The 16431-nt window shown below is 33.4% G+C and carries 14 protein-coding genes; 2 read left to right on the forward strand and 12 right to left on the reverse strand.

Annotated features, from left to right (window positions below):
• The 8 genes from GQR97_RS07845 to GQR97_RS07880 form a co-directional block, all read right to left on the reverse strand.
• The gene (locus GQR97_RS07845) at positions 1 to 552 is read right to left on the reverse strand and encodes a sigma-70 family RNA polymerase sigma factor (RefSeq protein ID WP_158847182.1); all 552 of its coding nucleotides are present in this window, start codon (positions 550 to 552) and stop codon (positions 1 to 3) included.
• A gap of 59 nt (positions 553 to 611) precedes the next feature.
• A complete protein-coding gene (locus GQR97_RS07850; RefSeq protein ID WP_306799982.1) occupies positions 612 to 884 on the reverse strand; it encodes a hypothetical protein in 273 nt (90 codons plus the stop codon).
• Between the two features lie 143 nt (positions 885 to 1027).
• Complete coding sequence (locus tag GQR97_RS07855) at positions 1028 to 1780, reverse strand: class I SAM-dependent methyltransferase (protein WP_158847186.1); 753 nt, start codon at positions 1778 to 1780, stop codon at positions 1028 to 1030.
• The gene (locus GQR97_RS07860; RefSeq protein WP_158847188.1) at positions 1771 to 2511 is read right to left on the reverse strand and encodes a DUF2071 domain-containing protein; all 741 of its coding nucleotides are present in this window, start codon (positions 2509 to 2511) and stop codon (positions 1771 to 1773) included. Before GQR97_RS07860 ends, GQR97_RS07855 begins: the two co-directional genes overlap by 10 nt.
• Positions 2495 to 2875 (reverse strand): DoxX-like family protein, encoded by a 381-nt coding sequence (locus GQR97_RS07865; protein WP_158847190.1) that lies wholly within the window; start codon positions 2873 to 2875, stop codon positions 2495 to 2497. Before GQR97_RS07865 ends, GQR97_RS07860 begins: the two co-directional genes overlap by 17 nt.
• 53 nt (positions 2876 to 2928) lie before the next feature.
• Positions 2929 to 3432 carry a GbsR/MarR family transcriptional regulator gene (locus GQR97_RS07870; RefSeq protein ID WP_158847192.1) on the reverse strand — a complete coding sequence of 168 codons (504 nt, stop codon included), beginning with the start codon at positions 3430 to 3432 and terminating at the stop codon, positions 2929 to 2931.
• 67 nt (positions 3433 to 3499) lie between these two features.
• On the reverse strand, positions 3500 to 6184 hold the full coding sequence (locus GQR97_RS07875) for an AsmA-like C-terminal region-containing protein (protein ID WP_158847194.1): 2685 nt from the start codon (positions 6182 to 6184) through the stop codon (positions 3500 to 3502).
• 84 nt (positions 6185 to 6268) lie between these two features.
• Entirely contained in the window at positions 6269 to 6973 is a 705-nt protein-coding gene (locus tag GQR97_RS07880) for a queuosine precursor transporter (RefSeq protein ID WP_158851665.1), read from the reverse strand.
• A gap of 73 nt (positions 6974 to 7046) precedes the next feature.
• Between GQR97_RS07880 and folK the strand changes: the two genes are divergently transcribed.
• Complete coding sequence (gene folK, locus GQR97_RS07885; protein ID WP_410488939.1) at positions 7047 to 8183, forward strand: 2-amino-4-hydroxy-6-hydroxymethyldihydropteridine diphosphokinase; 1137 nt, start codon at positions 7047 to 7049, stop codon at positions 8181 to 8183.
• A 79-nt stretch (positions 8184 to 8262) separates the two neighbouring features.
• Here folK and GQR97_RS07890 read toward each other — a convergent pair whose 3' ends face one another.
• The 4 genes from GQR97_RS07890 to GQR97_RS07905 all read right to left on the reverse strand — a co-directional run bounded on the left by GQR97_RS07890 (position 8263) and on the right by GQR97_RS07905 (position 13413).
• Positions 8263 to 10884 (reverse strand): MGH1-like glycoside hydrolase domain-containing protein, encoded by a 2622-nt coding sequence (locus GQR97_RS07890; protein WP_158847196.1) that lies wholly within the window; start codon positions 10882 to 10884, stop codon positions 8263 to 8265.
• A gap of 384 nt (positions 10885 to 11268) precedes the next feature.
• Positions 11269 to 11886, reverse strand: coding sequence for a class I SAM-dependent methyltransferase (locus tag GQR97_RS07895; RefSeq protein ID WP_158851669.1), 618 nt, complete (start codon positions 11884 to 11886; stop codon positions 11269 to 11271).
• Positions 11887 to 12046: 160 nt separating this feature from the next.
• A complete protein-coding gene (locus GQR97_RS07900) occupies positions 12047 to 12871 on the reverse strand; it encodes a cupin domain-containing protein (RefSeq protein WP_158847198.1) in 825 nt (274 codons plus the stop codon).
• Positions 12871 to 13413: an RNA methyltransferase gene (locus tag GQR97_RS07905; protein WP_158847200.1), complete on the reverse strand. Its 543-nt coding sequence runs from the start codon at positions 13411 to 13413 to the stop codon at positions 12871 to 12873. Before GQR97_RS07905 ends, GQR97_RS07900 begins: the two co-directional genes overlap by 1 nt.
• A gap of 317 nt (positions 13414 to 13730) precedes the next feature.
• On the opposite strand from GQR97_RS07905, the gene mutS reads away from it, so the two are divergent.
• Positions 13731 to 16343 carry a DNA mismatch repair protein MutS gene (mutS, locus tag GQR97_RS07910; protein ID WP_158847202.1) on the forward strand — a complete coding sequence of 871 codons (2613 nt, stop codon included), beginning with the start codon at positions 13731 to 13733 and terminating at the stop codon, positions 16341 to 16343.
• Positions 16344 to 16431: the final 88 nt, after the last annotated feature.

The raw sequence follows: 16431 nt of genomic DNA on the forward strand, positions 1-16431 counted from the left end.
TTAAAACCAATTTTCTTTTAAGCAATCGGCCATAGCAGTTCGTGCTCTGTGGATAATTACCCATAGGTTAGACGCAGTGATATTTAGTTCATTACAAATTACCTCTGTTTCATAATTAAGAATGGTTTTCATCTTAAAAACATTGGATTGCTTCTTTGGTAATTTGCTTAAACAATTATGTATGGCATCGCCTAACTCGCTGTTCTGCATACTGTCTTCGGCTGTTTTATCGAATGGGTCGGCAACACGTTCTTCTAGCCAATCACCTTCAGATTCTGCATCATTATATTGAATTCTAACTTCTGCTTTACCTTTGTTAGAATTAATTTTCCGGTAATGATCAATGATTTTTCGTTTTAAAATAGATATCAACCAAGTACGCTCACTTGCTTCTCCTTTAAAGTTTTTCATTGATTTTAAGCCAGCTAAAAATGTATCCTGCACCAAATCTTGCGCGATTTCACGGTCGCTTACACGGGTTACTGTGTAATTAAACAAGTAATCTGCATATAAATCTATCCACTTATCGGGATGTATTTCGTGTTTGGGCATAGTGTTACAATTTTCACCAAAAATAGGGTAAAAAAATGAATGATTAAAAGTGTTAACTATTAATTGAAGGATATTGCTAAAAATACGCTGCTAAAGTAACCCCATAAAAGCGAAAATAGAATATGCATTGCGGTTTCAAATGTTTTTCCTGTCCAAAGTTGTTTTGAGTAGATGAAGAATTGGAAAAATAAGCGAACTATCCAAAATACACCTAAGCCTAATGCTATTTTTTTACCTAAAACGGTTTCAATAATTTCTGATGCAGAGGTTAAACATAGAAGCCCCATTAAAAAAACGGTGAAAGCAATGAAAAATGTATGTGTTGTCATCATTTGTCGGTTTATTAAACTTAAAGACGACAATTCTTTTTTCCAACTAAAATATTTTGGAAAAAACACATGTATTAGGGCTAAGAAGATTAATAGCGTTCCAATTATTTTTAAATGAATATACATGGTGCTGAATAAATTAAACGTTAATGTGAACAATTAAATATAGACATGAAAGGCGTGAATTTTACCTCGTTAAATGATGTGAATCCGGCACTTTTAAATGCTTGTTGCCAAGTTTTTCTTGAGAAGAAATGAGTAAAGCCGATTGAGAATGCTAGAAAATTAGGGAAATCTCGAAGGTGCTCTATCATAATTACATTCCCGTTAGGTTTGCATATTCTTTGGCATTCTTTTAAAAATTGTATTTTTTCTTCAAGAGACCGTATTTCGTGTGCTGCCGAAAGTAGAAAAACCACATCGACACTTTTGTCGTGAAGGGGAATGTGGTTGGTTTTTATTTGTTGCGTATTTGGATAAGTTAAACTCACTTTTCTTGCTCTTATAATTGCTGGTTCTGTATGCTTTTCAGCATTATAAAAATCAAATACTGCTAAATTAGATTTTGCTAATTTATCTTTAATGATATAACTTGTTTCATCAAAGCCTGCATTAATATTAACTATTTTAGTGGTTTTTGAATTATTTAATTTTAAGTCTTTTAACCAATTGAAATCGTAATATCCAGAATAGTCATACACATAAGCTGAAACAATTAGTGGCATTATTAATCCGTAGCTAAAGGAGATAATAATTACCCAAAATAAAATAGCGTTCCATTGAAAGATGACATAACTCGATATTATTAGAGCTAAAACAAGTAAACCATAAACATAAAAATGTCTATTGAAACTCAAAATATTTAAAACTCCTTGAAATTTTCTTCTTTTTAATTCCATAATTCTTTTCTTCCTTTTTTCCAGTAATACGGTATGTTTTCAATTATAAAAGCATTTGCTAATACTAGGTTGTTAAGTTTAAGCGTTTCTAAAAAATTTACATGATATGTGTTGATTTTTACTGGTTTGGGTTTCCAGTTCTGTCTTACACCTTCAATAATTAATACTTCTTTTGTTTTATCATTATATGTGAATGTAAATGGAAGTGGTCCGGCAAAACGTCTTGCTTCTTTCCAGTTTTTAAATGGAGAACCTTCGGGTAAAGGGATATCATCATTTTCCGAAGTATCTAGTTCTATTTTAAAATTAGATTTTACAGATGAAATTTCCTTAGTATGATGTTTATTGTAATGGTTTATATCGGTTGTTGTGTAGTTGTAATGGGTGAATATATTGCCTAAGTACTCCATTTTTTTCTTATTGGTTTCAGATTTTATAATGTATAGTCCACGTAAGCGTTTGCCTTTATTGTTTGTATAAGTCACGAATATGCGAAAGCCAATCAAAAAGAAGTCGTTTCCCATAAACTTCGGAAATCTTTTCGGGCGCAATCCTTTTGTTTGTACCATGGCAACAGCAATAAAAGCATACTTGTTTTTAAAAACATCAAGTTCTAAGCAATCTGGAATTAAATTTTGAAGTTCTTCTTTCGGGACTGAAAACGTGAGTACTAGCGAGCTTTCAAAAAATGATTGAACTGCAAATGGATGGTTTTTAAGAAAAGTTAGCATGTTCTTTGTTGATTTTAAAGTTCGTGTAATAGATTATACTTATAAATAGTATCGCAAATAGCGAATTAAATGGGCCCCAAAGTAATAGGTCTGGAGCCAATAACAACTCAATTAAATTCATTATGGCTATGATAATAATTTGGGTATTTGCATTTAGTTTTGCTTTATATCGGCTTATAATCCAGATTGCCATTATAATTTCTGAGATTCCAATTAATATTGTTATAAATCTTGAGTTGGTATTCCCTAAAATACGTTCCACAATGTCTTGATGCCTTGGTACAAGATTTAGTACTTTGCAAAAGAGGCCGTTTGCTATCCAAACTAATGCAAAGAAATAGGTTAATAAATTTTGCGTATTCATTTTCTAAATATTTTAAACTTTCAGGAATTACTGAAAGTTTTATTTAAATTTTTTTATTTAATCAATTTCAATAAAGATTTGGTAATCCAGGTTTGTTCTTGATTTACAATTTTATTCATCATCGCATCGGCAGTTTCAGCTAAATCGTGAAGTGCTTTGGTTTGTTTAATAAGTTCTTTGGTTTTTTCGGTACCATCATCTTCAATAGAAGACACATCTTTAAGAATTTTGATAACCGGTTTAATTTCTCTTCGGCTACGTTCTTTTGCAATGTGTCTGGCAAGTTCTTGGACGTCTTTTTCTGTAGAAAAATATTCTTTACGTTCACCCGGAATAAGTTCTTTGGTAACAATCCCCCAATCCATTAACTGGCGTAAATTCATGCTAGTATTACCACGAGAAATTTTAAGTTCTCTCATGATTTCTTCCATAGATAATGCTTTGGTAGAAATAAAAAGTAAAGATTGTATTTGTGCCATAGCCTTGTTTATGCCCCATAATGTGCCTAAACTCCCCCATGTGCTAATAAATTTATCCTTCGCTTCTTGGTAATCCATACAGCAAAGATATATAATATTTCTGAACTTTCAGTAATTATTGAAAGTTTATTTTGTTGTCCTAAAATTATTTAATTGTATCCTTTGTTTTTTTCTTTAATAAACCACCAAGTACATTTTTTACAGCATTGGTAGTTGTTGTATTCGATGTCGTTTTTGTAGAATCTGTTTGTGTTGTTTTATTCCCCAGAATACCACCTAAAACATCTTTAACCGCATTTGTTTGTTCGGTTTTGGTAGAATCGGTTTTGGTTTTGTTTCCGCTTATAATACCACCAATTAAGTCGGTAACTTGGTCTTTTCCTTTGTTAAGTAGTTTTTGTTTTTCTATTTCAACCAATTGTTTCGTTAGGTTGGTAACACCATTTGTTAAATCGGTTTTCACGGTTGGGCTCGTGTAAGATCCTCCAATATTTGCAGTAACAGGAATTGTAATGTTTTTAGCTTCGTCGCTATCAATTTTACTAATAAGTTGGGTAACCTCGCTACCTAAATATTTTGCTGGCACATTAAAAACGGCATTGTAATTTAGCGTTTTATCAAAACCATGCGAACCAGAAACGGTGATTGCAATATCTTTATATTTTAAATCGAAAGGTTTTACACTCACCTGTCCGTTAGCAAATTCAAGTTTTGTTTTTAGATCTTTTAAATCTAGTTTACTAAAATCGATAAAACTGATTGAGCTTTCTAGTTTACTTATTAACCCATCTTTGTTTTCGTCTATATTTGTCGTTAATAATTCGGCTAATGCATTCCCAGAAACTGTACTTAAGTTTGGAGCGAATTCTTTATCTAAACTACCAGCTAAATTAATGTTTGTGTTTAATTTACCTTGTAATAATTTAGCTATAGGTGCTAGGTTTTGCAATAATTCTAAACCTTGAAACGATTTAGAAATATCGAAATTATTAGCATCTAAATTAAAACTAAAAGTTGGTGTTTCTGTTTTAGTAGAAACATCGCCAGAAATGGAAAGTGCGCCATCAAAAATACTAGAAGTTACATTGCTTAACGTAGCTTGTTGGTCTTTAATTAATAGTTTGCCCTTAACATCGGTTAACTTTAAATTATCATAAATTACCGTTTTAGCATTGGCGTTTATTGTACAATCTAAAAATGCTGGAATCTTTAACGATTCACCATCAGTTGTGGTTTTATTATCGGTAGTAGCTGTTTCGCTTTCCGTCATAAAATCACTCATTTTAAATAGGTTTGAATTTAAATCGAAATTACCTTTAAGTTCCGTGTCACTAAGTACAAAACCAAGTAAATTGTTTATAGTTCCGCTAGCGTTTATATCACTTTCACCGGTTTTAGCTTTAAAATGATTTAGAGTTACCGATTGTGAGTTAAAGGTTAAGTCGGCTTCGGAAATATTAATAGGGTTTGCCATATCTTCTGAAGCGTAAACAAAATTACTAAGGCTTGCAGTTCCGCTACTTTTGATGCGTTCGAAAGCATTTGTTTCAATCGCATTCATATCGAAAGCCGTATTTAATTTGGCTTTTAAAATTCCGGTAAGTTCGTTTTCAAGCTTCACAGGGTAAGCTTTAGATATGTTTGCTAAGTTTAAAACACCATCTAAATTTGCTTTTACAAGCATATTCTTCGTGATGTTTTTTATGCTGGCAGACGATTTAAAAACATCATCATCAATTTTAAAATTCAGTGTTTTTATATCCACAAAAGTATCATCTAAAAATCCTGTTGTGTTTTTTATCGTGGTGTTAATTACAATGTTTTTTACGCTTTTTGGTAAATCGGGGTATTTAAAAGATGCGTTATTTGATGCAATGTTAATATCGAACGTTGGTATAGTTTTGTCTGAGTTTACGCCTTTTACAATACCATTAATTGTAAAATCACCACTAGTTTGAACACCATCAAGACTTCCTGAGTATGTTTCCGGAATTAAGGCCAAGAAGTTTTTAAAGTCAGATTCTGGATTTTTAAATGTTAAATCAATATTCTGGCCTTCGTCTAATAACTGAACAAAACCATTAAATTCTATAGGTAGTTTATTAATATAACCTTTGTTTTCTTTAAAAGTATATTTACTGTTCGTTAAGTCTAAATCTATTAAAGCATCTAGTTTTATAGCATTATGGTTAAGGTAATTGGTGCCATCCATAGTAAAGCTGACGTTTGCATCTGTTTCCGTATCAAGTTCCGATGTTGCTCCCGAGAATGTTCCGCTTCCAGTGTGGTTTAATTCTGAGATTTGCATCATCATTTTAGAACTTTCATCTATATAGTTAAAAGCACTATTTTCAATGCTGTAATTGTCTATACTAAATGCAAAACTGCTGCTTTCTGTCTCGCTACTTGTTGTTTCGGTTTCGCTTGCTTTTGCAATATCGTAGTTGGTTTGTCCTTCGGTGTTGGTTTTTAGAGTAACCAAGGCTTCATCTATAGAAATACTATTAATAACAATAGGGTCTTCGCCGGCTGTTTTAAATAATTCTGGAATAGATACCGTGAAAGCAATTGTTTTTGCGGCAACAAGGGTGTCACCTTTAAATGGTTCAAAGTTGGTAATAACAAAATCATTTATACTAACATGTGCTTCTGGGAAGCGACGAAGAAAACTAAGGCTTACATCGCTAAACTCTACGTTAGCGTTTACGTTTTCGTTTATAAATTGTTTTACCATTCCTTGGATTTTCCCTTGGAAAACAAATGGAATAACAATTAATAAAATAAGTATGGTAAGTATGGTGAAACCGGTGATTTTTAAAACTTTCTTCATAAGGAGGTGTTTGTAAGATATTTACGCAAAAAACGGACTAAAGGATGAGAATAGTAGCGGGTTTAAGTTAATTTTAACGGAATGCTAAAGTAAGTGAATCTCTTCATTTACTTTTAGCCTGAATCGTTTTCGGAATAAAAATACACCTAAATATAAAAAAGGTGTGTCGAAAAGGGCAATAATTATTTTAAATATAAACCCACTAAGCAACAACCCCAAAAAACGTTCCCAGGCAATAATCTCGAAAATACAGAGTAAACCAACTACGGTAAACGTGTCTAAAAACTGAGATAAGAAGGTTGAAAAATTATTTCTTAGCCATAGATGCTTGCCTTTGGTGAGTTGTTTCCAGAAATGATAAATTTGAATGTCAATAAATTGAGCAAATAAATATGCCATCATACTCGCGAAAACAGCCAAAACAGTATTGCCAAATACGGTATTAAACATGCCGTTTTGAACGGGCGACCATGGTGTTGCAGGTACTAAATCGGAAACATAAACGATTAAAAGAGAAAAAAACGAAGCGAAAATTCCTGCTGTAACGATTTGGTTGGCTCTCTTTTTTCCATAAATTTCACTTATTAAATCGGTTATTAAAAAAGTAATGGGATAGGGGAGAATGCCTACTGAAACTTCAAAAAGTTTTGATCCAAAAATTTCAACATCAAAAGGATACCAATAGAAAAATTTCTGAAAAATAAGGTTAGAAACAACTAACGAGGTAATAAATAAAGCTCCCAAAAGCATATAAATTCGTTGGGCAGCTAGTTTGTCTTTTAAAGTCATATAAAGTTGTGAATAAATACCTTGGGTAAATATACAATGAAACCATTTAGTTTTCATTATTTTGCACTTACTTATGATGAGAACAACAAAATTTCACATTGCTTTAGGAAGTAATAAAGGCGATAAATTTAAAAATTTGCAAAACGCTGTGGATGCTATTTACCTGAAAATTGGTAGTATTAAGTTGATTTCCAATGTGTATAAGGCGCCTGCTTTCGGGTTTGAAAGTGAAGATTTCTTGAATTGTTGCTTGGTTTTAGAAAGTGATTTAGAGCCGCAAACGGTGCTCGACATATTATTAACTATTGAAACTGAATTAGGTAGAACTCGAAAATTAAAAGACGCTTACGAAGCACGAATTATAGACTTAGATATTGTTTTTGCTGAAGAAGAAATAATAAGTACCGAAACGCTAAAGGTACCACATCCTGAAATGCAAAAGCGAAAATTTGTGTTGATGCCGCTTAACGATATTGCTGCTAAGGTGAAACATGCTAAATTAGGTAAAACAGTTTCAGAATTATTAGATGCTTGTAGAGATGATTCTGATTTAGAAGCTATAAATATTTTGTTAAAGAACCCTAGTGAAAACCTAGATTTTTCAAAATATAATTACATTGCTATAGAAGGAAATATTGGTGCGGGAAAAACGAGTTTGGCAAATAAAATTGCACAAGATTTTAATGCAAGACTGCTTAAGGAGCGTTTTGCAGATAATCCATTTTTACCAAAATTTTATAACGATGCACAGCGTTATGCCTTTACGTTAGAAATGTCTTTTTTGGCAGATCGCTATCAGCAAATTTCGGAAGATTTAGCACAACTCGATTTGTTTAAGCAGTTTGTTGTAAGTGATTATGATGTGTTTAAATCGCTTATTTTTTCAAAAATAACCTTAAATACAGATGAATATGGTTTGTATAGAAAGTTGTTTTACTTAATGTATAAAGATATTCCGAAACCAGAATTATATATTTATTTATACCAAAACACAGAGCGCTTACAGCAAAATATTAAAAAACGAGGACGTGATTACGAGCAAAATATAGCGGACGATTATTTAGAAAAAATTAACTCGGGGTATTTAGCGTTTCTAAAAAGTCAAACTGATTTTAACGTGAAAATTATTGACATTTCCGATCGCGATTTTGTTACGAATAGGAGTGACTATTTGTGGGTTTTGGGAGAGATTTGTGACGAACAACTTTAAAATAAAAACTCCATTAGAATTCATGTTCTTTATGAAATTCTAATGGAGTAGATTTAATATTATATTGAGAAAACAGAAATTAGTCCTTGTCCATTTCCATAATTAAATTAGCAATAAGCGATGTCCATCCTGTTTGGTGAGATGCTCCAAGCCCTCTGCCAGTATTGCCATCAAAAAATTCATAGAAAAAGTGTTCCTTTTTAAAATGTTCGTCTTTTGTGAAAACCTTGTCAGGATCATCAGAATGGTATTGATATCTGCCATCTTTATTTGGTTCAAAAAGCTTTATCAGTCTTTTGGTTAATTCATTAGCAATTTGCTTTAAATTAAGTTTATTTCCGGAACCTGTTGGGAATTCATAAGTATATTCATCGCCATAAAATTCATAGTATTTACGTAACGATTGGATAATCATGTAATTTAAAGGCATCCAAATCGGTCCACGCCAATTTGAGTTGCCTCCAAACATATTAGAACGACTTTCTCCAGGTTCATATTGAATTTGATGATGACCGTTATGGTGAAACACAAAAGGATATTTTTCGTGATATTTTGAAAGCGAACGAATCCCGAAATCAGACAAAAATTCATCTTCATCCAGTAAACGTTTTAATAAGTGTTCTAATCTAAAACCACGCATAATAGAGAACATAAAGTTGCCGTCTTTGTTGGCTTCTTCTAAATTTGAAATTAGTGATGCTAAATCTGGTCGTGTTTTTATAATGTTGTTTGCTCTTCTTCTAAATTCTTTTAATTCTTTAAATAAATCCTTGTTAATAATTTCTACAGCAAACATTGGGATAACACCTACCAAAGAACGTACTCTTAAACGGTCGGTTCTTCCGTCATTCATCTCAACAACATCATAATAGAAATTATCATCATCATCCCAAAGCGAAATATCTTTTTTTCCAATATGGTGCATAGCCCAAGCGATGTTCAAAAAATGCCTGAAAAACTTAACAGCAGGCTCTTCGTAAACTTTATTGTTTTTGGCAAGCTCAAGAGACATGCGCAGCATATTAATAGAGAACATAGCCATCCAGCTAGTCGCATCTGCTTGTTGCATTCTGGCGATACCTTCTGGCATGTGGTTTCTGTCGAAAACACCAATATTATCTAAACCCAAAAAGCCGCCCTCAAATAAATCTGTTCCGTTTTTGTCTTTTTGGTTAACCCACCATGTGTAGTTAATCATAAGTTTTTGGAATGCTTTTTCTAAAAATGGAAGGTCTCCTTTTCCTGTTTTTTCTTTATCTTTTTCGTAAACTTTCCATACAGCATAACTGTGTACAGGCGGGTTAACATCGCTAAAATTCCACTCGTAAGCAGGGATTTGACCGTTAGGGTGCATGTAGTTTTCCTGCAAGACCAATAGTAATTGGTCTTTAGCGAAATAGGGGTCGATTTCTACAAACGAGGCCATGTGGAAAGCTAAATCCCAAGCTGCATACCAAGGATATTCCCATTTGTCGGGCATAGATATAATATGTCTATTGGTAAGGTGTTGCCAACTATAATTTCTCATGTTGGTTCTTTTTGGTTTGTTTTCTCCAGGGCCTCCAAAAAGCCATTTAAAAACATCGAAATAATAAAACTGCTTAGTCCATAATAAGCCAGAAAAGGCTTTTTTAGCAAGATCTTGTTGTGCCTCTGGTAAATCCTTTTTTATGATGTCGGCATAGAAATCTTCGCATTCCGCTTTTCTTAGATCAAAAATAGAATCAAAAGCTTCCCAAGGATTATCTAATTGATTTTTGCTAAGGCGTATTTTAATACTTTTCTCTTCTCCTGCTTTTAGCTTAAACTTATGCCAAACGGCCATTTTAGAGCCTGTGTTCTTTGGGTTTACAGTGTTTTTTTTATTTACAACGTGCTCATGGATTCCGTCTTTAACAAAAGGAACTTCATTAGGTACGTTATAAATAAGTTCGTTATTGGTTTCGTTTTCACAATATAAAGGTTTCCCGTTTTCGTGATAGAAATAGTACTCGCCATTTCTGCTGCTGTTAGATTGTGCGCAGCCTTCTTTGGTCGATTTTATAACTGGGCGCTCGAACTTATCATTGTGTTTCCAAACATTTCGAAACCATAAGTGTGGTAATACATGAATATCTGCTGCTTTCGAGCCTCTGTTTACAACAGTAACTTTCATTAAGATATCTTCGATGTCTCCTTTCGCGTATTCAATAAAGCAATCAAAATAAGCGTTGTCTTTAAAACAACCTGTGTCTAATATTTCATATTCGTCTTCGTCCCGACCTTTTCTGTTTCCTTCTACCAAATCGCCGTAAGGAAATTTACAATGCGGATATTTATATAGGTATTTATTGTATGAATGTGTTGGTGTAGATACTTGATGAAAATAAAGTTCCTTAACATCTTCCCCGTGGTTTCCTTGGTTGTTAGTAAGGCCGAACAATCGCTCTTTTAAAATGGTGTCTTTTCCATTCCAAAATGCAGGTGCCAAACATAAAATTTCTTTGGCATCACAAAAGCCTCCTATACCTTCTTCTCCCCATCTATAGGCGTTACTCCTAGCTTTTTCATGATCTATAAATTCCCACGATTCTCCATGTTCGCTATAATCCTCTCTAACGGTTCCCCATTGCCTTTCTGCTAAATATGGTCCCCAGTTTTTCCAGTTTTTATAATTATTAGGAGTTGCTAAACGTTCTGATTCAGGATTTTTATCAGCCATGAGTTCTAGGTGTAATTATTAATAAAGTTGAAACCATAAATTAAGAACGCTTATCATGCATATATCAAAGTTGATTTTTGATGCCTTTTCGTTTTTATTAGGTTTTGAATAAAAATAAAACTTTTTTCAGTAAGTCGTTGCTTGATTTGTAAGTATTTCTTTATTGGCGGTTTTAATACAATTCTTTTGATTTCTTTTTAAAAAAATACAGGATTTGTTGATGAAGCTGTGTTTTGATAAAAATCAATTCCGATTATTTTTGGAACTTCTAAAAAGTCAGAAGAATTTTCAATGTTAAAATTATTGATATTTCCAGTCGTTATTCTGTTGCAAATAGAAGTGATTATTTGTGAGATTAACGGAGAGTAATTAAAATCTTTCAAATTAAATAACCTCATATAACTTCGTTACAATTCGTCCTTTATGGTGTTCTAAAATATATTCTCCAAGTATAGTTTCTGTTTTAACTTCTAAATTAAAAGGAGCTTCTAGTAGGTTAACGCCGCTGTTTTGTTTCAATCTAATGCCTTGTCCAGAAATAATATCTTTATTAGGTGTAAAGTTGCCTAACGGTAAATGTTCTGTCAGTATAATGTATTTATAATTAGCTAGTTTTTCTACTACACGTTCTATTTCAGCATTAGATAAATGCTGTAATACTTGGCGGAGAATAATACAGTCACCCGTTGGGAGTTCGTCTTTAGCAATATTTAGACAATGGAATTCTAAATTATCAGCTTGGTATATTTGTTTATTTCTCTCAATAAGGCTTTCAACAATATCTGCGGCAATATATTTTTTTGTGAATTGAGTAAGCTGTTTACCTATATTAAAATCACCACAACCTAAATCGCAGACTGTTAAAGTTCTGTTATACGATTCTAAAAAAGCAGTTAAAACATCTAAATACGGGTTTATAATGTCCGGATCGTGAGAGCCAGATCCAGAATAGAAATCGAATTCGGTGCCACCCCAAAGATTCAATTTGTAAATTTGATGCATGGCGTCTTTAGTTGGCCATGGTTTTTTAATTCTTTTAGTCACCTGTTTTAGGTTTTCAATTTATAAAAAAAACAAACGGATAGTTTTTGAAACATTTTAAATGTTATTTCAAAAACTATCCGTTTGTAATATATATTTATTGTAAAATAAGGTTGTTTTACTAGTCGTCTTTGTTATGTGTTTTTAACCACTCTTCTCCGTCTTTATCAACAAAGAAATCCATCCAAACATAATACATTTCATTATCAGCTTCTACACTCACTGAGTGGCTTGAACCTCTTGGAATGTGTAGTAATGAATATTCTGGGAAATCAACCTGAGCTTCATCTGCATAAACAACGCTGTTGTTATCTGTAAGACCTAAAAACAATTGCTCAAGCATACCATGTACGTGCGCACCAACTTTATCTGGACCAATAGTTCTAACTGTTCCCATGGCTACTCTTGGTATGTATTTGTTAGGTAATATGGTTCTACTTGTAGTTTGCGGACTCTTAATTGGTTCCGTGTACGATTCGCAATCTGTAAATTGTTTAAAATAAATATTATCTACATTTTCTTTCGGGAACGTTTTAATATCTACAAGGTCTAATTCTGTTTGTAAAACCGATATTTTTAGGTAATGTAGCGTTTCATCTTCATTAGCTTTAAATTCAATATCATCTACATTGTTAGGTAACATAATAGTTTCCGGAACAATCTCGTAAGTTTTACCGCCAGAAGTTAATGTTGCATTACCCGTTATAAATAAATAAATGGTTTTGTGCGTTGCATCGATATCTACTTTTTGGGTAATATCACTATTAATGGTAATGTGGTCGGTGGTAACACCGTCAATCTCATTGGTTAAAATGTTTTTACTTTGTTCTTGTTGGTCTTCTTGCAATTCCATATCAAGGTGTTTGATAGGGATTTCTTGCGCGTAAACGGCTGCAGCAGAGAAAAGAAGTGCTGCTAAAAAGGATAATTTTAGTTTAGTTTTCATTATTGTTTAAATTGGTTTACCAATTTACTAAATATATCCCAAACAACAACACCACAACTCACAGAAATATTTAAAGAGTGCTTTGTACCGTACTGCGGAATCTCAATAACCACATCGCTAGCGCTAACCACATTTTGTGCCACACCCTTAACTTCGTTACCAAAAACAAGTGCGTATTTCGTATTCTCCTCTGGAGTAAAATTGTTAAGCATCGTTGCGTTTTCAGCTTGCTCAATAGAACAGATTTTTACTTTATCAGCTTTAAGTTTTTCAACCAAATCCATGGTGTTTTCAACGTGTTCCCAAGCTACAGTATCCGTGCTTCCAAGCGCAGTTTTATGAATGTCTTTATGTGGTGGCGTTGCCGTAATACCGCAGAGGTAAATTTTCTCAACCAAAAACGCATCACTCGTTCTAAATACAGAACCAATATTATTTAAACTTCTAATATTATCGAGAACAATAATAATAGGTGTTTTTTTTGCCTCCTTAAAAGCATCAACACTCAGTCTGTCTAGCTCGTTATTTTTTAATTTACGCATGGTACATTATATGTTTTTTATTTCCGCGAAAGCGAAAACCTATCTAATTTAACGTGTTTATTTCTTTTGGCGTTCCCCAAGGGTCGGGCTTGCACTACTCGCTTTTTTGTGTTGCATAGGTGCAACCACACAAAAAGAGCTCAAACAGGCCGTTTAATCCCTAACGCGCCACTGTTGTGTGCTTACTCCGTTCTAATATTCGGTTTAATAAATAATAATCGTGAATTTGTGAACAAATAGCAATAACTTCTATGGTTTCAACTTCAAAAAAAATAGAATAATAGTTACTTTAGCAAACTTACTAAAACAGAAAACCATTGGCAACAAAAAGTAAAAAAGTAACACCGTTAATGAAACAGTACAACGCCATCAAGGCTAAATATCCTGATGCTTTGTTGCTGTTTAGAGTGGGCGATTTTTACGAAACCTTTGGTTCTGATGCAGTAAAAACGGCAGGGATTTTAGGTATTATTTTAACCAAGCGTGGTGCAGGTAGCGAAAGCGAGATTGAATTGGCTGGTTTTCCGCATCATTCATTAAACACCTATTTACCTAAATTGGTAAAGGCTGGAGAGCGTGTGGCTATTTGCGATCAACTCGAAGACCCGAAACAAACTAAAAATATTGTAAAGCGTGGTGTAACAGAACTTGTAACACCTGGTGTAGCATTAAACGATGAGGTTTTAGTGTCTAAATCGAACAATTTTTTATGTTCGGTTTATTTTGATAAAAAATATATCGGTATTTCATTTTTAGATATTTCTACAGGTGAGTTTTTAACATCGCAAGGTAATGCCGAGTATATCGATAAATTACTTCAAAATTTTAGTCCGAGTGAAGTTTTAGTCTCTAAGCAAAAACGCGCTAAGTTTAATGAAACCTTTGGAGACGATTTTCATACCTTTTATTTAGAAGATTGGGTGTATCAAACCGATTATGCCTACGAAACCTTAACAAAGCACTTTGATACTAAAACATTAAAAGGTTTTGGAATAGAAGATTTGTACGAAGGTATTATTGCTTCTGGTTCTATCCTGCATTATTTAGGAGAAACACAGCACCATAAATTACAGCATATTACATCTATTTCGCGTATTGCAGAAGATGATTATGTTTGGATGGATCGATTTACTATTCGTAACCTCGAACTTTATAATTCTACAAATAATAATGCCGTAACCCTTTTAAACGTTATCGATAAAACTATTTCACCAATGGGTGGTAGGTTATTAAAGCGTTGGTTGGCTTTGCCTTTGAAAAATGTGGCGAAAATAAAACAGCGCCATGAGGTTGTTCAATTTTTAACAACAGAAGATGTTACGCTGCAAACTGTTCAAAACCATATATTAGGAATTGGAGATTTAGAGCGTTTAATTTCTAAAGTGGCTACCACTAAAGTGAATCCGCGTGAGGTTATTCAACTTAAAAATTCATTAGAAGCTATTGTGCCAATAAAAACGTTGGCATCCGATTGCGATAATGAATCTCTGAGAATTATTGGAGACACACTGCAAAGTTGTGAAGTGCTTCGTGCTAAAATTATAGAAACTTTAAATGAAGAAGCCCCAGTAAATGTTTTAAAAGGGAATAGTATTGCTGAAGGTTTTTCGAAAGAATTAGATGAGTTACGAGCGCTATCAACTTCCGGGAAAGATTATTTAAACGGTATGTTAGCCCGCGAAAGTGAGCGTACAGGTATTACATCGCTTAAAATAGCATCCAACAATGTGTTTGGTTACTATATAGAAGTTCGAAATACGCATAAAGATAAAGTGCCAGAAGAATGGATTAGAAAACAAACTTTGGTAAATGCCGAACGTTATATTACTGAAGAATTAAAAGAATACGAAGCCAAAATTTTAGGGGCCGAAGATAAAATACAAGCCATTGAGCAAAAACTGTTTGCTGATTTGGTGAGTTGGATGAACCAATATATAAAGGCTGTGCAACAAAACGCTTATTTAATAGGGCAAATAGATTGCTTATGCGGTTTTGCGCAATTGGCAAAAGATAATAGTTACATCTATCCTGTGATAGATGAGTCTCACGATTTAGAAATTAAGGAAGGGCGCCACCCAGTAATTGAAAAGCAATTACCTATTGGTGAAGCTTATATTGCCAATGATGTGTTTTTAGATAGAACTACACAACAACTTATCATGATTACTGGGCCTAACATGTCTGGTAAGTCGGCTATTTTACGTCAAACAGCACTTATTGTGCTCTTGGCTCAAATGGGAAGTTTTGTACCTGCAAAAGAGGCTAGAATAGGTTTGGTAGATAAAATATTTACTAGAGTAGGAGCTAGTGATAATATTTCGATGGGCGAGTCTACTTTTATGGTGGAAATGAATGAGACGGCTTCTATTCTAAATAACATCTCAGAGCGTAGTTTGGTGTTGCTAGATGAAATTGGTCGTGGAACAAGTACATACGATGGCATTTCTATTGCTTGGGCTATTAGTGAATATTTACACGAGCATCCAGCAAAACCGAAAACCTTGTTTGCAACACATTATCATGAGTTGAATGAAATGACGGAAACTTTTGGGCGCATTAAAAACTTTAATGTTTCTGTGAAAGAATTAAAAGACAATGTACTTTTCTTAAGAAAGCTAGTTGAAGGAGGAAGTGCGCATAGTTTTGGTATACATGTGGCAAAAATGGCGGGTATGCCACAGCAAGTTTTGCACCGCGCCAACAAAATTCTACAAAAATTAGAGAAGTCGCATTCTAGTGAAGAACTCACAAATAAGGTAAAATTGATGCAAGACGATATGCAACTCAGTTTTTTTAATTTAGACGATCCATTACTCGAAAATATTAAAGAAGAAATTTTAGATATTGATATTGATACACTTACACCGGTAGAAGCACTTATGAAACTTAATGAAATTAAGCGCATGTTGGTTAAGAAAAAGCAAGCTTAAAAATTTTTTTAATTTTTTTTTGAAAAAGGCTTTGGTAATCCAATAAAAGGCTTAAATTTGCAACCGCAATAGCAATATTGCTCGTTCA

This window comes from Algibacter sp. L1A34, assembly GCF_009796805.1.
Taxonomy (GTDB): Bacteria; Bacteroidota; Bacteroidia; order Flavobacteriales; family Flavobacteriaceae; genus Algibacter.